This is a genomic window from Anaerocolumna aminovalerica (genome assembly GCF_900115365.1).
GTDB classification, from domain to species: domain Bacteria; phylum Bacillota; class Clostridia; order Lachnospirales; family Lachnospiraceae; genus Anaerocolumna; species Anaerocolumna aminovalerica.
On the sequence record NZ_FOWD01000013.1, the window covers coordinates 42,390 to 62,267 of the forward strand.

The window sequence follows — 19,878 nt, forward strand, 5'->3', positions numbered from 1 at the left end:
CACCTGCCTTTAAATTTACTTACTTTTTTCTTCAATGATAGCCTTTACGATTTCATCTGTTCTCATAGAGCGTGAACCTTTTACCAGCATTCCGTCTCCTGGCTTTAATTGCCCATTTAAGTACTGAATAGCTTCCTGATTAGAAGAGAATGAATGGGTCACTATCCCAGAATTCTTATCCTGAACTCCTTTTGCAATATATGCCGCTTCCTTACCTACCGTAACCACTTCATCTACTTTTTGTTCTGCTATATAGGTTCCAACATCATAATGGCACTGGTAGGATAAATCTCCAAGTTCTAATATATCTGCCAATACCGCAATTCTCCTTGTTATATTTTCCATCTCCAGGAGAACCTGAATTCCGCTCTTCATGGAGTCAGGACTTGCGTTGTAGGAATCGTCTATAATACGAATCTGATTTACATCTTTTATCTGTCCCCTCATGGCAATAGGCTGGTAGTTGTACAAACCTTCCTTGGCAACAGAAACAGGTATATGATAATGTTCACTAACGGCTAGAGCTACTAAGGCATTATATACATTATGAATTCCTAAAACCTGTAGAATGATCTCTTCGCCATCACCCTCCGGTCTGTTTTCAGCCGTTGATTCTGCATCGCCATCTTTACTTTCTTTATTATCTTTCCTTGTTTTTCTTAATGTAAAATATGTTTTACCTTGGCTGGTTCTGATATTTTCTGCCCAATAGTCGTAGATTCCTTCAGTGCCAAATCCAATTACTTTAGACTGATAGAACTTCTCTAAAGTTTCAGGACTTAAATCTATTATAACAGGATTTTGTGAATATTCTTTGTTCATCTCTTCAAACCCATCCCCTGCCCCATTCTTCCTGGCTTGCAGTGTATGGGAAGCAGTATAAACTTCACTCAGTAAATCATCATTTCCATTAACAAATAATATGGAATCCGAACGGAAAGAATTGATTATATTCAGCTTTTCTTTTCTGATATTTTCTCTTGTCTTAAGCTGTCCTATATGGGATACACCAATATTGGTTACAACAGCAGCTTCCGGTCTTGCTATCTTAGAAAGCCTAGCCATTTCACCAAATTCACTCATTCCCATTTCAATTACTGCAATATCATAGCTGGAATCCAGTCTTAGCATCATAAGCGGAAGACCAACCTGGCTATTCATATTACCTTCTGTCTTTAAGACTTTATATCTGGTTTCTAATGCCGCTGCTATCATTTCTTTCGTTGTAGTTTTGCCTACACTGCCTGTGATTCCGATTACAGGAATTTTAAATTTGCTTCTATAGTAAGTACCCAGCGCTTGTAATGCTTCCAATGTATCTTTTACACTAATATAAACCATGGATTGGTTCATATCCTTAGTTAATTCTTTATGTCTGCTGGTAAAACAGGCTGTTGCGCCATTTTCAAAAGCATCCGGTATAAAATCATGTGCGTCCACTTTTTCACCTATAATTGGAACAAACAGCGAGCCAGCTTCCAGCCTTTTGGAATTGGTGCTTACGTTAGTGATCTGCATATTTTCATCACCGGTTAATATAGTGCCTCCTACCCCTTGGGCAATCTCTTTTATTGTTAATGCTTCCATATGATTATCTTCCTTTATAATATAGGATTATTATTATCTTATTCAATTAGCTTTTACTTAAAAATTATTTGTTTTAAAAAGCATTTCATTTATACCAATAATTCATTGATGGCAGTGTCTTATGTATACTTATTAATATGTCATATTCCATTACTAACAGTATCTTATGTATACTTTATTATTCTGTCATATTTCATTGCTAACAGTATTTTATGTATACTTTATTAAGAATGTTATATCCGCAGATATATAGGGAGTAAAACCTTCTTAATAAAGTATAAGGATTATATAATAGGAATTCCTTCTTCCTTCATCTCATTTACAATATCTCTGATGAGCTCTCTTTCATCCATATGGTACTTTTGGCCTTTAATTTCCTGATAGTCTTCGTGACCTTTTCCCGCCAGTACAATTACATCTCCATGCTTTGCATGTTCAATACAATACCGGATGGCTTCTTTTCTGTCTATAACTTCAACATAATCTCCATCCGCTTTATTCACACCAACTATAATATCCTTAATTATCTCCTCCGGTTCTTCAAATCTTGGATTATCCGAAGTTACAACTGTTAGGTCTGCCCACTTGGAAGATATTTCACCCATTTCATATCTTCTAAGCTTTGATCTGTTTCCACCGCAGCCAAATAGACAAACCAGTCTTTTGGGTTTATATTCTTTGAGGGTAGACAACAGACTTTCCAAACTCATGGGATTATGGGCATAATCTATCATTAAAGTAAAACTATTTGACAAGTTGACCAGTTCTATTCTTCCCTTTACCTTCACCTCTGATAATGCTTTTTGTATAATACCTGTTGGTATATTAAAATGCCTGCATATTGCAATAGCAGTTAAGGAATTATATACACTGAACTTACCTGGAATATCAATTACTACATCAAAGTTCATCAGACCCTCTACTCTGTATTTCACTCCAAGAATACCCATAGAACTATGCAAATCTACGTTAACAGCTCTTAAATCCGCTTTCTCTGATATTCCATAAGTTTCAAGCTTACAGGTATGACCATCTACGACATTCCATACATGGATATCATCTGCATTGGCAATTCCCACTTTACACTTTTTGAACAGTAAGCCTTTACATGCCATATATTCTTCAAAGTCTTTGTGTTCATTAGGGCCTATGTGATCCGGTTCAATATTGGTAAAGATACCAAAATCGAAAGTAAAACCATCTACCCGGTGCATCATTAAGCCCTGGGAGGATACTTCCATAACAACACACTGGCAGCCTGCTGCTACCATCTTATGAAAATATTCCTGTATTACATAAGATTCCGGCGTTGTATTATTAGCCGGAATTTTAGTATCTCCAACAATTGCTTCTATAGTACCGATTAGTCCTGTCTTAATACCTGAACTTTCTAAAATAGAATGTACCATATAAGCAGTGGTGGTTTTTCCCTTTGTTCCGGTAATTCCAATTGTCTTTAATTTGTCCGCCGGATAACCAAAATAGGCAGCTGACATATAAGCTAATGCAACTCTGGTATCCGTTACTTTTATTATTGTAGTATTGTTTATATTCTTAATATTAAGCGCTTCCATATCTTTCTCTACAATAACCGCCCCTGCTCCCTTTTCAATAACTTCATCTATGAACTCATGGGCATCTCTCACTGTGCCGGATATACATACAAAGACAGAATCTTTTTCTACTTTTCTGGAATCATAAACAAGAGTTGTAACGTCAACATCGTCCTTACCCAGCAATAAGGTATATTCTATTTTTTCCAATAAATTTATTAATTTCATATAAACCTCGATTCTAGCGCTTTAGCGCTTTTTCAGCTTACCCTATATAATAATTCCCATCCAGCGAATTACCAGGATGGGAATTATTATGACCCACCGGTCAATAATGTTAATTTAACTTCAAACTACATAAAACTTTTAATAATAGTTGCTAATTAATCCACCAGGCCAAATTTATTTAGGGGCCATATTCTTAAAATGACTTTACCGCTTATATTTTCCTTCAATACAGGACCGATACTTCTGCTATCTTCACTTATTTCCCGGTTATCACCCATTACAAAATACTCATCTTCCGCTAAGATAATAGGTTCCGCTGCAATGCCTGCTTTCGTTATAGGATCTTTTCCGTAATCTTCTTTTAATATTTCACCATTAATGTAAATGTCACTTCCAACAATCTGAATTGTCTCACCTGGCATACCAATAATTCGTTTTACATAATATTCGTTAATATCTCTTCCATAAGGATAAAAAACTATAATATCAAATCGGTCTAAATTACCGATTCTTGGACTGATTTTCCCAACCAATACATTTTCACCGTTATGCAGGGTGTTTTCCATAGAAGGTCCGTCCACAATAGTTCGTTGCATTACATATTTTGGTACAATAAATATACATATAAATAAAATAGCTACATATATAATAGCTTCCATTACTATTCCACGTATCTTTTTTCTTTTTATTTCCTCATCTGTTTGTTCAACATCCGTTTGATCTTCCTTCAAAACCATCAGCTCCTTACTCAATTATTTATTGATGCTCTAAGACTCCAATATCTTTCAACGGCCATATTCTTACCCATGCTCTGCCCATAACAGAAGATTTATGTACCGGTCCAATACTTGGATCCCTGCTGTCTTTGCTGTTATTACGGTTATCACCAAGTACAAAGTATTCGTCTTCTTTAAGTACAATACTGTCACCTGCGATTCCGGCATCTGCAATCTTTTCATAGCCATAATCTTCTTCCAGTAATTCACCGTCTATATAAATGTCACTACCAATAATCTGTACTTTTTCTCCAGGAAGTCCGATAATTCTCTTAATGTAATATACTTCTTTATCCCCAGGATAAGGACGAAAAACAATAATATCAAATCTTTTGGGAGTACCAAAGTGATAGGATAATTTTTCAAGAATCAAATGATCCTCATTATGAAGAGTGGCTTCCATAGAACTTCCACTGACTTCAATTTGCTGCCCTACAAATTGATGAATCAATAAAACAGAACATATCACAATAGCAAAGTAAATAATCATTTCCAATATGTCTTTCCCATAATTGGTATTGTTCTCTTCTGAGTTTTTAACATCCGTACTATTGATAAGTTCTTCTTTTGTATCGTTATACATGTTTTTTTGATTTTCTTTCATATGACTTATATTATTGGATTGTATTGTATTTTGTTCCTCATCAACCCATTGGTTATAATTCTCAAAATCTTTTTCTCCCATAATTTACCTCCGGCTGTACCAAGCCTTTACAACCATTCCTTATGAACAGGTATGTTCATGATATAAAAAAGCACTTTCACATAGTATCTTATAAAATACGAAGAACTTTTTTCTTTCGATCTATGTTCTCTCGAAAATTATATAAAATATCATACGAAAGTGCTCATCGGAATAAATAATATTTATTTAAAATGTAATAGAATATTACTCTTCTTTATCCTTTTCCTCTTCATTTAGAATCTTAACTTTTCCTTCATACAATTCCTCAACAGCAACAGATAAGGGTTTATTACAGTTTGCACTTACATAAGCATCTGAACCGTTAATAAGCTGTCTTGCTCTCTTGGCAGTTGCCAGTACGATGGAATATCTGCTGTTTACAACCGGCTGCTCTCCCGGTTCTACCTCGCTGTTAACTACTTTCATTAAATCAGTATAGGATGGATGTAACATAAAAAGCTCCTTTCTTGAAACCTTCGGTTTCTTTCCATAATAATTTTAAATCTAAGTCAAAGGGAATCCTCCCTATTTTACCATCATTCTTCCGGTAAAGATGCAGTATCCATACTTTCTTTGGCATTCACCCTGTTTGCTATGGTTTCCGGTAATAATGCAGATAATACCAGATGCCCGTTGTCTGTTACAATAACAGCTTTGGTTTTTCTCCCACAAGTGGCATCAATTGCAGTTCCTGCATCCTTTGCATTCTGAACCATACGCTTAATAGGTGCTGCTTCCGGTTTTATGATACCCACAATTTTATTGCTATTCACCACGTTACCAAATCCAATATTTATTAACCTGCTCAATTTTCTTCCTCTTTTCTAGCCTATTTGAAACCTGCATTCAAATAATAATAGAAAATATCAATTATTCAATATTTTGAATTTGCTCCCTGACCTTTTCAATTTCGGTTTTTAGATTGATGGCCGTATTGGATACTTCTAAATCATTGGCTTTTGATAAAATAGTATTGGCCTCCCGATTCATTTCCTGTGCTATAAAATCCAGCTTTCTGCCAATTCCATCACCATCATCTAAAGTCGCTTTCATATTCTGAATATGACTTCTCAGTCTTACCGTTTCTTCATCCACACAGATTTTATCTGCAAAAATAATAACTTCCGTAGCTAAGACGCTTTCTTCAATCTTTGTATCCCCTAACAGTTCATTTACCTTCGCTGTAATCTTTTGACGGTATTCTGCAATAATCTGAGGTGATCTTTCTTCTATATATTTTACAAATGTAAGCATGCCATCTAACTTACCGATAATATCTTTTTTCAGGTTCTCACCCTCTGTAATACGGGCATTTACTAATTGTTCTGCAGCAGCTCTTACAGGGCCTTCAATAATTTTCCACAATTCTGCTTCGTCAATGGATTGTTCCTCTAATGTTAAAACATCCGGGAATTTTGCCAAAGCAGAGACTCTGATGTCATTATCAATATGAAATGTTTCACTCATTTTGATAAAATTTTGCATATATTCTTTGGCTATATCTTCATTATACTTTACACATACATTCTCTTCTGTGTAATCTTCATAAGTAATGAATACATCTACTTTACCACGTCCGATATATTCCTTTAATACATTTCGTATACCCGCCTCAAAAAAACTTAACTTTTTGGGCATTTTAATAGAAATATCACAATACCGATGATTAACTGCCTTAATCTCAACTATTACCTTACGTTCTGGAGTTGATACTTCACACCTTCCAAAGCCAGTCATACTTTTTAACATAATTCACACGTTCTTTCATTTTTGATAATTATTTTTAGATTTTAACTCATATCTGCAATCCCTTTCCTTAGGAAGGGAAGGACTGCCTTTTCAGGTTAGACTATTTCAAAAATATAACATTCTATTTATAGGCATTTCAATTCATTATAATTGAAATGGTGACACAAGTCAAGATTACCAATTAAAAAAACAATGAAAAAAGTTTGCCCGGCGCATGGTTGCACCTGCTGCTCTCTGATGTTATACTATAGTGCAGTGAAAGAAATCTATTAACTTTAATTCTGGTGCCTTAGCACCATTTAATAACGGTAATAATTTTGTGTGCAGGCACAAATTCCATTGAAAAACCTGTTTTTCAACCTAGCTCCCATTGCATGCCGCATCTGCTTACAGATATGGCACTGCCACAAATCAGGGTTGTGAATTATGCATTTCAATAATTTACACTAACCTCTTTATTTTTGTTTTCAAAGCAGCCTTAAGGTAATACTTAAGATATGTTAATATACTTAAAGGAGAAATTGTTATGGCATTGGACGGACTTGTTATCTCTAATGTAGTTTATGAATTAAAAGAAAAACTGGTGGATGGCAGAATCACCAAAATATCACAGCCGGAAAAAGATGAATTAGTCTTAATCATAAAGAACAACAGAGCAAATTATAAATTATTTTTATCAGCAGGAGCCAGTCTTCCGCTGATTTATCTGACAGAAGAAAGTAAACAGAATCCCCTTACTGCTCCCGGATTTTGCATGCTCCTTCGAAAACATTTAAACAGTGCAAGAATTTTAGATATTATACAACCCGGTTTAGAGAGAATTGTTCAAATAAAAATTGAACATCTAAATGAATTAGGAGATCTTTGCGTAAAGTATTTAATTATAGAATTGATGGGTAAACACAGCAACATTATCTTTTGCGATGATACCATGAATATCATAGACAGTATAAAACACGTGTCTCATTTGGTAAGTTCCGTACGTGAAGTATTGCCCGGAAGAGAATATTTCATTCCTGTTTCCGGGGATAAACAAAATCCTTTAACTCTTACTTACGAAGCCTTTACAGAGCATGTTTTAAAGAAACCTTTTCCCTTAGGGAAAGCTATTTATACCGCTTTAACTGGTATTAGCCCTTTGATTGCAAATGAAATTTGTTACCGTGCTTCTTTAGATTCCGAGGCATCTACCAGTTCTTTAAGTGAGTTGGAGGGTGTTCATTTATATAAAAACTTCGACCGATTAATTGGTGATATAAGAGAATATAAGTTTCAACCTAATATTGTATATGATGAAGACAATTCACCTGTTGAATTCTCCTGTATACCACTGACTTGTTATTCTAATCTTACAAAACTGGATTATGAATCCATTTCTCAGGTACTGGAAACTTATTATGCTTCCAAAAATGCTATTACAAGGATTCGTCAAAAATCAGTGGATTTAAGAAAAATTGTTTCTAATGCAATTGAGAGAAATACAAAAAAATACGAATTACAGTTAAAGCAGTTAAAAGACACAGAAAAGCGTGATAAATATAAAGTTTATGGTGAGCTGATCAATACCTACGGTTATAACTTAGAACCGGGTGCAAAATCTTTAACTGCTCTAAACTATTATACCAACGAAGAAATCACCATTCCGCTTGACCCAACCTTAACTGCAAAAGAAAATTCGTTAAAGTATTTTGAAAAATATAATAAACTTAAAAGAACCTTTGATGCAGTGTCTTCCCTTATTGAAGAAACCAAAATAGACTTAATACATCTGGATTCCATCCGTACTTCTTTAGATATTGCATTAGCCGAGGACGATTTGGTAGAACTAAAGGAAGAACTTATGGAATATGGATACATGAAACGTAAGTTTACACCTGGAAAACCCGGCAACAAGGGAAATAAAAAACAAAAGGTAACCAGCAGGCCTTTCCACTATCTCTCTTCCGACGGTTTTCACATCTATGTAGGAAAAAACAATTATCAAAACGATGAATTAACTTTTAAATTTGCAACCGGGGGTGACTGGTGGTTCCATGCCAAAAACATACCGGGCTCTCATGTAATTTTACAAACGGAAGGAAAAGAAATACCGGATCGAACCTTTGAAGAAGCCGGACGTTTAGCGGCTTTCTATTCCAAAGGCAGAGAAGGTGACAAAGTAGAAATTGATTATACAGAGAGGAAGAACGTAAAAAAACCGGCTGGTGGAAAACCGGGATTTGTGGTTTATTATACGAACTATTCTATGATGGTATCACCGGATATATCAGATATTCAACAAATATCATAGAAAATAAACTGTCATTCTCATGCAATAAGGTGAAGAATCTTAATTTAATAACTGTTACTGTCATTCTTATACTTATAACATTTTTAACCTATAAAATTCAGAAGTAAGCGAAAACCTGAGTACACTCTTGTTTTCGCTTATTTCATATGTATAAAGAAGTATACCAAGTAGACACACCTTTCTCAAAGCAAGTATAATAGCAGTTAGATAATTTATCAAGAATGTTCTAGTAGCTCTGCGACTTTGTTCTTGACAAACTATCCAACTGCTGATAAGAGATAAGATGGCTATGATACAACTGAACGTAACCTACTTCTCAGAGCAAATGTAACATACATGCTGTGAAAGAAGTTCATTTACTTTAGAAGTTATCCTCTGTTAATTAGTAAGTAAACCTATATTGGACTGTTGCTTGCCCTGATGTTCCAAAAGCATATCCATATACTTCTATTCGATATGTACCCTCCGGAATTGAAGATAAGTTAAATGTCGTAATTTCATTAACTGCATTTGCAAAATCAAAAGTATATGATGATGAAGTACCAATAAAAGTTACCGTTCCCTGCGCTCTATCTGTGTTCCCATTTTTAGGAATTTTTAGTTCAAGTTTTGAAGTTGAATAAATACGTTTTGATCCTATACTATAGGATACAGGTGTTCTGGTAAACGTTCCAAGAGATAAAAATCCAGACGGTGGTGTTGTTGTACCACCAGGCCAAAGATCTGTATTAACAGTTCCTGTTTGTGCAACTGAGAAAAAGTAATGTAATGCTTCAGGATTTCCACCCGAAATTTCAATATAATATATTCCACTTACTGATGGTTTGATTTTATAATATTCCGGCTGTCCTGCAACTGCATTTGATTTTTTCCATCTAGACCATGTTCCATCCCCATTATCTTGCCACACATAAATATGTCTATCCTCGTTATACAAATTTTTCAAGACAACATCATATGTTGTTCCAGCATTTAATGAAATACTAAAAAAATCCCGGTCTCCCTCCACATGACAATTAGAATTTCTATAACCTTCAATAAATGGATTCCCACTTAAAACAGTTGTTCTTGCATATGGATATGCTTGAGCAATAGTATCATTGGGTTCATATGCGTCTGGAGTTATCGTTGTTGCACTTTCCATGCTTATAACGCTTGCAGGGCTTGTTACATGTGACATATTGTCCCTCTGTGAATCGATTATGCTAGATGAATCAATAAGCTCTAACACCGCTTCTGTATCAGAAACTGTGATATCACCATCCGAATAACTGCAAAAATTGTATTCACTAATTACTAATGGATTACCATCCGATTGTGACGCATTAACCGTAATTCCTTTAGCTGTTGCAATGATTAAGAAAAAAACCAGTACCATTGAATAGAAACCTTTAATGACTTTTTGCATAATACATCCCCACTTTCAATTTATATTTGTTTTGTTATGAAAATAACTTTTTGTAAGCTTACTTATTCACTTACAATATAAATATACTATGGTTTACTAATAATTGTCAATACAAAATATACCATATTAGGCAGAAAAGACTATATAATTACAAATTTTTTCGAAATATTACTACATAAGCAGTTTAAAGACAATCCTAGACTTTTTAACATACGACAAAGGGCTGTGAAGAATGGAAATAAGAATATGCCAGAAGAACAACTGCAGAACGTTCTAACAAACTCAATAAAGAATACTATAAATCAGAAGACGGCAAGTACCGCTCAACAAAGATGTGGTACTGCCGCCTCTAAATAAAATGAATTTCCAAATAATCAAAAAAACTGTCATTCGAGCCTCGTAGGCTCAGAATGACAGCAGTCACTTATTATTCATCTCTAAGAATCGTTCCCCCGCCTACTACATAGTCTCCATCATAGAATACTACTGCCTGTCCGGGTGTTATGGCTCTTTGAGGTTCCTCAAATACACATTCTACTTTATCTTCACCGACTTTTCGAATGGTACATTTAGAACCCTTATGACTGTAGCGGATTTTAGCATCCACTACCATTTCACCTTCTAAGTCTTCAATGGACATAAAATTCAAATTTCCTGCATACAGTTTGTTACTGTACACTTCATCGGCATTACCAATAACAACTTCATTGGTATCCGGTCTGATAGCCAGTACGAACACAGGATGTCCCATTGCAAGGTTCAGTCCTTTTCTCTGACCTACTGTATAATGAATAATACCTTTATGTTTTCCAATTACCTTTCCTTCAGGAGTTACAAAATTACCTTCTTTCACTTCTTCACCTGTATACTCAGTAATAAACTTTGCATAATCCTTATCCGGTATAAAACAGATTTCCTGACTATCCGGCTTATTAGCAATTCTTAGATTAATGTCTTTTGCAATTTCTCTGATTTCATCTTTTGTATATTCACCAACCGGCATTAAAGTATGCGCCAATTGATACTGTGTTAAATTATATAATGCGTAGGTTTGATCCTTGGCTGCAGTTGCAGATTTCATAAGAGTGTATCTTCCATTCTCCAGCCGAACCACTCTGGCATAATGCCCGGTAGCAATGTATTCCGCTCCAATGTCAAGAGAACGTTTCAGCAAAGATTCCCACTTCACATAGCGGTTGCAAGCAATACAAGGATTTGGTGTGTTTCCTTTTAAGTATTCCTCTGCAAAATAATCCATTACAGATCCTTTGAATTCTCTTTTAAAATTCATTACATAGTAAGGAATTTCTAATGCATTAGCAACTCTTCTTGCATCATCCACAGCACTTAAACCGCAGCATCCTCCGCTTTCTTCCTGGGCTGCAGCATCTTCATCCTGCCATATCTGCATGGTTACACCAATTACATCGTACCCTGCTTTTTTCAGTAAATACGCTGCAACAGAAGAATCAACTCCACCGGACATACCTACAACTACTTTTTTCTTTTCCAAATAAATGCCTCCTAGTAGGTTTCTGTAACTTCCTCTTCGCTGATATCGTCCTTTGGTTTTTCCAAACCTTCAATTTTAATGTTATTCTTCGTTGCATAGTCCCATAAAGCAGCATGAATAGCTTCCTCTGCAAGGAGAGAACAATGAACTTTTACCGGAGGAAGACCATCTAAAGCATCCATAACTGCTTTATTTGTAACCTTTAAAGCTTCTTCTATATTTTTACCTTTTACCAATTCGGTAGCCATACTGCTGGTAGCAACAGCTGCACCACATCCAAAAGTTTTAAATTTGCAGTCATTGATAATGCCTTTATCATCAATATCTAAATATATTCTCATAATATCGCCGCATTTTGCATTACCAACAGTTCCTACCCCGCTTGGGTTCTCTATTTCCCCAACATTTCTTGGGTTTGTAAAATGATCCATTACTTTCTCGCTGTACATTTATAATTCCTCCATTTGGAAATAATCCTATTATTCTTTTTGATATCATTATTCTCTAAACTCTAAATCAACAATTATCTTAGATTATTCTTTACATAATCTTCATATAAAGGAGACATAGAACGTAATTTTGCAACAATTTCTTTAATTTTATCTACAGTATAATTGATTTCTTCTTCTGTTGTATTATGGCTTAATGTTAAACGCAAAGAACCATGTGCGATTTCGTGAGGTAATCCAATAGCAAGCAGTACATGGGATGGATCCAAGGAACCGGAAGTACAGGCAGAACCACTGGAGGCACAAATATTTTGCATGTCTAGCATAATCAGTAAAGATTCGCCCTCAATAAATTGGAAACTAAAATTCGCATTGTTTGGTAATCTTTTTGCTCTGTGTCCATTTAATCTTGCATATGGAATTTCAGTTAGTACTCTTTGAATTAACATATCTCTTAAAGCAGCTTCTTTTTGTCCTCTTTCTTCCAAAGTAGCCATTGCTATTTCTGCTGCTTTGCCAAGTCCCACAATACCAGGAACATTTTCCGTACCTGCTCTTCTGTGTCTTTCCTGTCCGCCGCCATGAATAAATGATTTTAATTTAAGTCCTTTACGGATATATAAGAATCCAATTCCTTTCGGTCCGTTAAACTTATGACCGCTGGCACTTAGCATATCAATGTTCAACGCATTCACATCAATATTTAATTGGCCATAAGCCTGCACAGCATCCGTATGGAATAATATATTATTTTCTCTTGCAATTTCACCAATTTCTTTAATCGGCTGTATAGTTCCAATTTCATTATTAGCAAACATAATAGAAATCAATATTGTTGTGGGACGAATTGCTTTCTTAAGTTCATCTAACTTAAGAATACCATCTTCATCTACATCAATATAAGTTACTTCAAATCCATTTTTTTCAAGGTATTCACAGGTATGAAGTATTGCATGATGTTCTATTTTAGAAGTAATAATGTGTTTTCCTTTTGAAGCATAAGCTTCTGCAGTTGCTATTAAAGCCCAGTTATCGGATTCAGATCCACCGGCTGTAAAATAAATGTCCGAAATTTCTGCATTTAAAGAATTTGCGATGGTCGTTCTTGCTTCATCCACTGCCTTTTTATTTTGTGAAGCAAATTCATAAATACTGGAAGGATTTCCAAACATCTCCGTAAAATAGGGAAGCATTGCCTCCACAACTTCAGGTCTTGTAGCTGTAGTAGCTGCATTGTCTAAATATATTTTCTTATCCATTGTTGTCATCTCCTATTATATTTAATAGCCTTACTGCCCACATGATGGTTTTGTCCGGCTAGTATCTTCTTCCATAATTCCGTGCTCAGAACGTATCTTCCAGCTTTCCTCTATTAATTCGGATAGCATAATTGTATCGACTGCATTATTTATACTATCACTAATACGCATCCAAACATATTTTGTTACACATAAATCTGCACCAGAACAAGGCTCTCCGCTGCCTATTACTTCAGAACAATTAACGGGATTTAAATCCCCTTCCAGTGCCCGTAATATTTCTCCAACTGATATTTCTTCCGGTTTTTTTGCTAAGAGATATCCCCCTTGAGCGCCACGAAAACTAGTTACAATTCCTGCCTTTCTTAATTTAGCAATTAATTGTTCTAAGTAGCTAATAGATATTTCCTGTCTCTCTGCTATTCCACTAAGCGCCACTGCCTCTTTCTCGCCATTGATAGCCAAATCCAGTACAGCACGTAAACCATATCTGCCTTTCGTAGATAGCTTCAATCCAATCACCTCTCTCTTATATTCTTAGCGTTTAAAATCCTACTAATTCATTTCCGACTAAATTAGTGCAGTTTCTTTAGAAATGATAGCACCTCCTTGCGCCTTTGTCAATAAAGAATGTGAAAATAATACCGTATTTCTAAAATAATTAACCGGTTGTACTTTATTTTGTATTGTCTTATAATATTTAATGATGAATATAGAAGGCAGGTGGAGTATGAAGAATTTTTTAACTGAAAAACAAGAATCAAAAAAGATGGAGTTATGTTATAAAAGACAAGCTCATTATTATGAAACAGACCGAATGGGTGTGATTCACCATTCGAATTATATACGATGGTTTGAAGAAGCAAGGGTTCACTTTCTGGAGCAAATTGGGTTTGGCTATGATAAGATGGAGTCCCTTGGTATTTTATCTCCTGTCTTGGAGGTCACTTGCCAATATAAAAGTTCCGTTAGATTTCACGAAGAAGTTTTAATCTATCCCAGAATAGAATTTTTTAATGGATTAAGAATGACCATCCGTTATATGGTAAAAGATGCTAAGACCGGCAAAATACGTGCCACCGGGGAATCCAAGCATTGTTTTGTTGATGATAATTTTAAGCCTATTCGAATGAAAAGGGATTTTAATGAGGTTTATACTATATTATCAAATTATATAGTTGAACAGGCATTGGAAAGTTGAACTAGGCCTGTTCTAAAACAATAGGTTCCTTTTAATTTAATAAAACTGCCATTCTGAGTCCTTTAGACAAACGCTCTCTTATTGAGAACATCCGCTCCGATTCAGCTTTGCTGAATTTCTGCTCAGAATGACAGTCTTTAATTATTTTATATTATTGATTTAAGAATTCTAATATCTCACTTGCGTTGGTATCCGGTTTTGCCTTTTCATATACTTTCTCTATTACTCCCTTTTCGTCAATAACATAAGAAGAACGAACTACTCCCATGGATACTTTACCATATAACTTCTTTTCCTTCCATACATCATATGCTTGAATAGCTTCCAAATCCGGATCAGATAATAAGATAAAAGGCAATTCATGTTTAGCTGCAAAGTTTTGATGAGACTTTTCACCGTCTTTACTGATTCCAATTACTACAACATCTTTTTCCTGAAATCCCTGAAAGGTATCCCGAAATGCACATGCCTGTCTGGTACATCCAGGAGTATTGTCCTTAGGATAAAAATAAACTACCACTTTCTTTCCTAGAAAATCTGACAAACGAACAGTATTCCCATCTTTATCTTTTAAGCTAAAATCCGGTGCTTTTGTATTTACTTCTAACATCTCTACTCTCCTTTTTAGACCTGATTGTTTTAGGTACTCTCAATAATAATTGTACAGAATATCATTGCTTACGGTTTTATAAAATAATTTCTTTATTTCTTCCTGTTCATTAGTTTGACCTAATATCCACATTAATTTACAAACCACAGCTTCTATAATCATATCATAGGACTCTAATAAACTTACCCTATTTTTTAATTCCTTTCCCACTTTATAGATTGTCATATCACTGCCCTCGTTTGGTACCTGAGTAGTCATAACAACGGTTTTTCCTTTTACAATCCACTCATGTATCAAGTCTAAGAAATGATGTTCCGGAAGATTGGGTATACCACCTACTCCATAGCTTTCAATGATAATAGCATCATACTTTTCAAACATAAAACCAAGAACATCTTCACTGGCACCGGGTGTTAGTTTAAAAAGTCCTACCTTTGAATTTAATTCATGGTAGAATACCGGTTTTTTATATTTTTCCTGCTTTATATATGGAATAATACGTCCGTCCTGTATCAAAGCAAGGTATGGATAATTAATGCTGGAAAAGGATTGCAGACTTTTAGAGTGGGTCTTTCTTGCTCTGGTTCCCAGTATTACTTTACCATTAAATACAATCTGAACTCCAGAGGCATCATCCGAAGCAGCATATAAAAAACTATCGTATAGATTGGTCTTGGAATCCGTTATTTCCATGGTTATAGGTTTTTGAGCACCAGTTAAAACAATAGGTTTTGGTGAGTTCTGTACCATATAGGAAACAGCTGCCGCAGTATATGCCATGGTGTCGGTACCATGACAAATAACAAATCCATCATATTTTTCATAATTTTCTTCAATGGTCTTAACTAATTTAATCCATATTTCAGGAGAAATATTAGTACTGTCAATATTACATATTTGAATAGTCTCCACCTGACAAATAGAAGAAATATCTGGAATGTACTTAATAATTTCATCAGAATTTAATTGAGGTACTAATCCATGGGAGGAAGGTCCTGATGCAATAGTTCCTCCTGTACCAATCATAAGAATTTTCTTCATAATCTTTACCCTCATTCCGTTATTTTGTAAAAACAAAGGATATATTGTTTTATTAGTATATCAAAGTTTACCGACAGCCTCAAGATTTTTATAAAATTATAGTGTATACAAAATCAATTAGTTTCATTCTTCTGTAATTGTTTCCTATTCTTCGAATATATTTAAATAAGTTCTTATTAGATTTATGGTGAAGGTTGAAAGAATTTTATTCTTTCAAAGATTTTGAAAGGAGCATGGTTATATATATGAGCAAAAGTAACTTAATAAAAGGTACTGCCATTTTGACCATAGCCGGTTTACTGACCCGATTAATCGGGTTCTTTTATCGCATCTATCTGTCCAATGCAATGGGTGCTGAATTAATTGGTGTTTATCAATTGGTATTTCCTGTGTATGGTATTTGTTTTACAATATATGCTTCCGGTATCCAAACTGCCATATCCACTATGGTTGCTACAGAACTTGGCAAGAAACACTACAAGAATATACCTAAGATTCTTAAAATAGGCATGGTTTTATCTGTTGGGATTGCCCTTCTATTATCTGTCCTGATTTATTTTAATTCAGAAACTATAGCTTCCAATATACTGATGGAACCCAGCAGTGCTTCTTCCTTAAAAATATTGGCATATGTGTTCCCTTTCTGCGGAATGACTGCTTGTATTAATGGTTATTATTATGGTTTAAAGAAAGCAGGTGTGCCTGCCACAACACAGCTATTGGAACAGACAGTACGTGTTATAACAGTCTATGTACTTGCAGGAGCTCTAGGTGGCGGAAATCCAAAGGTAACCTGTGAATTGGCTGTCCTTGGTATTGTAATAGGCGAAATTTTCTCTGATTTATATAATATTATCTCTCTATTTTGTACTTCTGCTTCCAGAGAAGTAAATAAGCTTTCAAAAATAAGTGGTTTTGTAGAAATTCGAAATAGAAGTTTGGCAAATGTTTTGGTTAAATTAGCCCTCCCCCTGACCGGCAACCGTTTACTGATCAGTATTTTACATAGTGTAGAAGCAATAATTATCCCAAGTATGCTAAAAAAACATGGCTTAAGTAATTCCGAAGCTCTTAGCGTATATGGTACATTGACCGGCATGTCCATACCTTTTATTATGTTTCCCTCTGCCATAACCAATTCCTTATCCGTTCTGTTATTACCAACTATATCAGAAGCACAGGCTTCCAGAAACTATGACACCATTCGAAAAACCTCTGCTCTGTCTATAAAGTACAGTATACTAATCGGTATATTAAGTATGGGAGTATTTTTAACCTTTGGTAAGGAATTAGGAAATGTAATTTTTAATAATGAACTTGCCGGAGATCTGCTGATGACTTTGGCCTGGATGTGTCCTTTTTTGTATATCACTACTACCTTAAGCAGTATTATAAACGGTTTGGGAAAGGCTCACTTAACCTTTGCCAACTCCATCGTTGGTCATGCAACCGGAATTCTCCTTATATTATGGCTGGTTCCCCGGGATGGTATAAGAGGCTACCTGATAAGCCTTTTAATAAGCCAGTTGGTTATAACCTCTTTTGACGGCTTTATCGTTATAAAGAATATAAAACCTTCTTTTCATTCCGTCAACTTGATTCTAAAACCTGGTATTATTATTGCCGGAAGCAGTTATCTCATATATCGGATCTATGAATATATAGCTCCCACCGGTATCTTAATGCTGCTGGCCTTTTGCGCATTGCTCTGTATGTTATATGTCATACTCCTGGGTATTACCAAAGCAATTTCCATAAAGGATTTTAAATAATATGGCCTGGTTAAAATAATAAAATATCATTCAATAGTATAAATTCAGATTCAGAAAAGCCGGATTTTAAGGGAAACATCTATTTTTTAGACTCTTCCCCTATAATCCGGCTATCTGAATATACATCCTGAATGACAGTTTTTTAACAATCCAATGCATTTTATCATTCATTAAGCAAATAACTTATACCCATCCTTGCCACCCTCTTTTACATCATATAGGGCATGATCTGCCCGCTCAAATAATTCCTCATAATTTTGTCCGTCCTTTGGATACGTTGATATTCCGATACTTCCAGAAAGTGAAATATCAAATCCATTATCATGATAAACTGTTTGTAACGCTTTATGTAAAATATCTGCTTTTGAAAAAATCATTTCCTCGTCGGTGGTATCTCCAATAAAAACAACAAATTCATCACCGCCAATTCGGCCTATAATTTCATCGGATGAAAAAATTAATTTTACTTGATTAATTGCAAAGGATAATACTTTATCACCTCTTTGATGCCCATATTGGTCATTAATATTCTTAAAGTCGTCAATATCAACAACCATAAAGGTATGCTGCTGCTCTTTATTCTTCTCAATATATTCATTAATTAAGTCCTCCACCACATTTCTGTTGTATACACCTGTAAGTGGATCTCTTTTAGCTTTATATTCAAGAACTTCAAAATCTTTTTTATACAAATCAATGTTAACTAATTTACCGATTACTTTAATTGGCTGCATTTTTTCATCATAAATAGTTTTCCCGCAAAGATGACACCAAACATAGTTATTATTTTTATCAAGCAATCGAAATTCAGCTTCAATCAGCGCTTTTCCACTGCCCAGAGACTTACAGTATTCTATAAATAAGCCAATATCCTCCGGATGGATAATCTTCTCGAAAAATTCATATTGACCCGTAAAGTCAGGAATACTTGGATCCATATTATATAAATCTCTATAACGCTCTGCATATTTCATGTAATCCTTTTTGATATCATATTCAAATAGAATATCGTTGGAGATTTCGGTAGCCACACGATAGCGCTGTTCTTCCACTAATAACCGCTCATGCATTTGCCTTGATTCCGTAACATCAACTAGAACTGCGGAAATAGTATGCCCGTCTTTTCCTTCTGAGTAATTACCGTTAAATAATATCCACCTTATCTCCTGACTTTTCGTCCGAATTCTGAATTCCTTTTGAATATAATCACCGATCCGAAACCCGTGTATAGGGAATTGAAACTTTTCTATATCTTCCTCATAAATAAATTTTAAAATACTGTTATTGTTTTTTTCTACTTCTTCTTTGCTGTAACCAATAATATCGTAAAATCCGTCACTGGCATAAGTGATTCCGTAATTCTTTTCCAGCAAAAAGTTAACCACTCCGGCATGAATGCTGTTGGTTATGTGTTTTAGTTCTAATGTGGCTACCAGTACTTTTTTATCGTTCACAGCTCTTATGTACTGACCAATAATCATAGAAATAATAAATATTATAATAAAAGCCACAGCAAACCCGAGAAAATGAGCTGTTTTTACATAGTCTTCATTTTCTGAAATCACTCCCATTGAAACTTCTAAAATAGAAAATGTTAAAATCGGAATAGAACTTAATAAAATTACAACTAAAATCATTTTTGGATTGAATCGATTTTGCATATCTTGATTTCCCTTTACCATAACTGTACCCTCATTGAATTTTATAAATCTTTCTATAATAAAAAAGACCATCGCAAAATAAACAGTCTGTCTTTT

At 34.8% G+C, this 19,878-nt stretch carries 18 protein-coding genes; 3 read left to right on the forward strand and 15 right to left on the reverse strand.

What is annotated here, in order from left to right; genetic code table 11:
- Window positions 1-15 precede the first annotated feature (15 nt).
- The 7 genes from BM183_RS09045 to BM183_RS09075 all read right to left on the reverse strand — a co-directional run bounded on the left by BM183_RS09045 (window position 16) and on the right by BM183_RS09075 (window position 6,578).
- The gene (locus BM183_RS09045) at window positions 16-1,587 is read right to left on the reverse strand and encodes a UDP-N-acetylmuramoyl-tripeptide--D-alanyl-D-alanine ligase (protein ID WP_091686279.1); all 1,572 of its coding nucleotides are present in this window, start codon (window positions 1,585-1,587) and stop codon (window positions 16-18) included.
- 284 nt (window positions 1,588-1,871) lie between these two features.
- The gene (locus tag BM183_RS09050; RefSeq protein ID WP_091686280.1) at window positions 1,872-3,368 is read right to left on the reverse strand and encodes a UDP-N-acetylmuramoyl-L-alanyl-D-glutamate--2,6-diaminopimelate ligase; all 1,497 of its coding nucleotides are present in this window, start codon (window positions 3,366-3,368) and stop codon (window positions 1,872-1,874) included.
- Window positions 3,369-3,523: 155 nt separating this feature from the next.
- A complete protein-coding gene (lepB, locus tag BM183_RS09055) occupies window positions 3,524-4,105 on the reverse strand; it encodes a signal peptidase I (protein ID WP_091686282.1) in 582 nt (193 codons plus the stop codon).
- A gap of 19 nt (window positions 4,106-4,124) precedes the next feature.
- Window positions 4,125-4,829, reverse strand: a complete 705-nt coding sequence (lepB, locus tag BM183_RS09060) for a signal peptidase I (protein ID WP_308742331.1) — start codon at window positions 4,827-4,829, stop codon at window positions 4,125-4,127.
- Between the two features lie 204 nt (window positions 4,830-5,033).
- Entirely contained in the window at window positions 5,034-5,282 is a 249-nt protein-coding gene (rpoZ, locus tag BM183_RS09065; RefSeq protein WP_091686283.1) for a DNA-directed RNA polymerase subunit omega, read from the reverse strand.
- A gap of 83 nt (window positions 5,283-5,365) precedes the next feature.
- The gene (locus BM183_RS09070; protein WP_091686285.1) at window positions 5,366-5,638 is read right to left on the reverse strand and encodes a DUF370 domain-containing protein; all 273 of its coding nucleotides are present in this window, start codon (window positions 5,636-5,638) and stop codon (window positions 5,366-5,368) included.
- 61 nt (window positions 5,639-5,699) lie between these two features.
- Entirely contained in the window at window positions 5,700-6,578 is an 879-nt protein-coding gene (locus BM183_RS09075) for a YicC/YloC family endoribonuclease (RefSeq protein ID WP_091686287.1), read from the reverse strand.
- 526 nt (window positions 6,579-7,104) lie between these two features.
- Between BM183_RS09075 and BM183_RS09080 the strand changes: the two genes are divergently transcribed.
- Window positions 7,105-8,868: an Rqc2 family fibronectin-binding protein gene (locus BM183_RS09080; protein ID WP_091686289.1), complete on the forward strand. Its 1,764-nt coding sequence runs from the start codon at window positions 7,105-7,107 to the stop codon at window positions 8,866-8,868.
- A gap of 382 nt (window positions 8,869-9,250) precedes the next feature.
- On the opposite strand, the gene BM183_RS09085 is transcribed toward BM183_RS09080, so the two are convergent.
- From BM183_RS09085 to BM183_RS09105, 5 genes are all read right to left on the reverse strand, one after another.
- A complete protein-coding gene (locus BM183_RS09085; protein ID WP_091686291.1) occupies window positions 9,251-10,276 on the reverse strand; it encodes a pre-peptidase C-terminal domain-containing protein in 1,026 nt (341 codons plus the stop codon).
- Between the two features lie 427 nt (window positions 10,277-10,703).
- Window positions 10,704-11,789 (reverse strand): tRNA 2-thiouridine(34) synthase MnmA, encoded by a 1,086-nt coding sequence (gene mnmA / locus BM183_RS09090; RefSeq protein WP_091686293.1) that lies wholly within the window; start codon window positions 11,787-11,789, stop codon window positions 10,704-10,706.
- An 11-nt stretch (window positions 11,790-11,800) separates the two neighbouring features.
- Window positions 11,801-12,238 carry a Fe-S cluster assembly scaffold protein NifU gene (nifU, locus tag BM183_RS09095; protein ID WP_091686295.1) on the reverse strand — a complete coding sequence of 146 codons (438 nt, stop codon included), beginning with the start codon at window positions 12,236-12,238 and terminating at the stop codon, window positions 11,801-11,803.
- 74 nt (window positions 12,239-12,312) lie between these two features.
- Complete coding sequence (gene nifS, locus BM183_RS09100) at window positions 12,313-13,497, reverse strand: cysteine desulfurase NifS (RefSeq protein ID WP_091686296.1); 1,185 nt, start codon at window positions 13,495-13,497, stop codon at window positions 12,313-12,315.
- A gap of 30 nt (window positions 13,498-13,527) precedes the next feature.
- On the reverse strand, window positions 13,528-14,010 hold the full coding sequence (locus tag BM183_RS09105; protein WP_091686298.1) for an RrF2 family transcriptional regulator: 483 nt from the start codon (window positions 14,008-14,010) through the stop codon (window positions 13,528-13,530).
- A 217-nt stretch (window positions 14,011-14,227) separates the two neighbouring features.
- Between BM183_RS09105 and BM183_RS09110 the strand changes: the two genes are divergently transcribed.
- The gene (locus tag BM183_RS09110; RefSeq protein ID WP_308742330.1) at window positions 14,228-14,698 is read left to right on the forward strand and encodes an acyl-CoA thioesterase; all 471 of its coding nucleotides are present in this window, start codon (window positions 14,228-14,230) and stop codon (window positions 14,696-14,698) included.
- Window positions 14,699-14,849: 151 nt separating this feature from the next.
- Here BM183_RS09110 and bcp read toward each other — a convergent pair whose 3' ends face one another.
- Window positions 14,850-15,308, reverse strand: a complete 459-nt coding sequence (bcp, locus tag BM183_RS09115) for a thioredoxin-dependent thiol peroxidase (RefSeq protein WP_091686299.1) — start codon at window positions 15,306-15,308, stop codon at window positions 14,850-14,852.
- Between the two features lie 39 nt (window positions 15,309-15,347).
- Window positions 15,348-16,349, reverse strand: coding sequence for an asparaginase (locus tag BM183_RS09120; protein ID WP_091686301.1), 1,002 nt, complete (start codon window positions 16,347-16,349; stop codon window positions 15,348-15,350).
- 245 nt (window positions 16,350-16,594) lie between these two features.
- Here BM183_RS09120 and BM183_RS09125 point away from each other — a divergent pair, with 245 nt between their 5' ends.
- A complete protein-coding gene (locus BM183_RS09125; RefSeq protein WP_170847942.1) occupies window positions 16,595-18,121 on the forward strand; it encodes a putative polysaccharide biosynthesis protein in 1,527 nt (508 codons plus the stop codon).
- Between the two features lie 170 nt (window positions 18,122-18,291).
- On the opposite strand, the gene BM183_RS09130 is transcribed toward BM183_RS09125, so the two are convergent.
- A complete protein-coding gene (locus BM183_RS09130; protein WP_170847943.1) occupies window positions 18,292-19,803 on the reverse strand; it encodes a sensor domain-containing diguanylate cyclase in 1,512 nt (503 codons plus the stop codon).
- Window positions 19,804-19,878 lie beyond the last annotated feature (75 nt).

What these genes read in the sequence shown, in the direction of transcription:
- lepB (WP_308742331.1), bottom strand. Translation starts at nt 4,829, where the DNA reads ATGGGAGAAAAAGATTTTGAGAATTATAACCAATGGGTTGATGAGGAA.
- BM183_RS09045 (WP_091686279.1), bottom strand. Translation starts at nt 1,587, where the DNA reads ATGGAAGCATTAACAATAAAAGAGATTGCCCAAGGGGTAGGAGGCACT.
- BM183_RS09110 (WP_308742330.1), top strand. Translation starts at nt 14,228, where the DNA reads ATGAAGAATTTTTTAACTGAAAAACAAGAATCAAAAAAGATGGAGTTA.
- BM183_RS09130 (WP_170847943.1), bottom strand. Translation starts at nt 19,803, where the DNA reads ATGGTAAAGGGAAATCAAGATATGCAAAATCGATTCAATCCAAAAATG.
- rpoZ (WP_091686283.1), bottom strand. Translation starts at nt 5,282, where the DNA reads ATGTTACATCCATCCTATACTGATTTAATGAAAGTAGTTAACAGCGAG.
- BM183_RS09050 (WP_091686280.1), bottom strand. Translation starts at nt 3,368, where the DNA reads ATGAAATTAATAAATTTATTGGAAAAAATAGAATATACCTTATTGCTG.
- nifS (WP_091686296.1), bottom strand. Translation starts at nt 13,497, where the DNA reads ATGGATAAGAAAATATATTTAGACAATGCAGCTACTACAGCTACAAGA.
- nifU (WP_091686295.1), bottom strand. Translation starts at nt 12,238, where the DNA reads ATGTACAGCGAGAAAGTAATGGATCATTTTACAAACCCAAGAAATGTT.
- bcp (WP_091686299.1), bottom strand. Translation starts at nt 15,308, where the DNA reads ATGTTAGAAGTAAATACAAAAGCACCGGATTTTAGCTTAAAAGATAAA.
- lepB (WP_091686282.1), bottom strand. Translation starts at nt 4,105, where the DNA reads ATGGTTTTGAAGGAAGATCAAACGGATGTTGAACAAACAGATGAGGAA.
- BM183_RS09080 (WP_091686289.1), top strand. Translation starts at nt 7,105, where the DNA reads ATGGCATTGGACGGACTTGTTATCTCTAATGTAGTTTATGAATTAAAA.
- BM183_RS09085 (WP_091686291.1), bottom strand. Translation starts at nt 10,276, where the DNA reads ATGCAAAAAGTCATTAAAGGTTTCTATTCAATGGTACTGGTTTTTTTC.
- BM183_RS09125 (WP_170847942.1), top strand. Translation starts at nt 16,595, where the DNA reads ATGAGCAAAAGTAACTTAATAAAAGGTACTGCCATTTTGACCATAGCC.
- BM183_RS09120 (WP_091686301.1), bottom strand. Translation starts at nt 16,349, where the DNA reads ATGAAGAAAATTCTTATGATTGGTACAGGAGGAACTATTGCATCAGGA.
- BM183_RS09075 (WP_091686287.1), bottom strand. Translation starts at nt 6,578, where the DNA reads ATGTTAAAAAGTATGACTGGCTTTGGAAGGTGTGAAGTATCAACTCCA.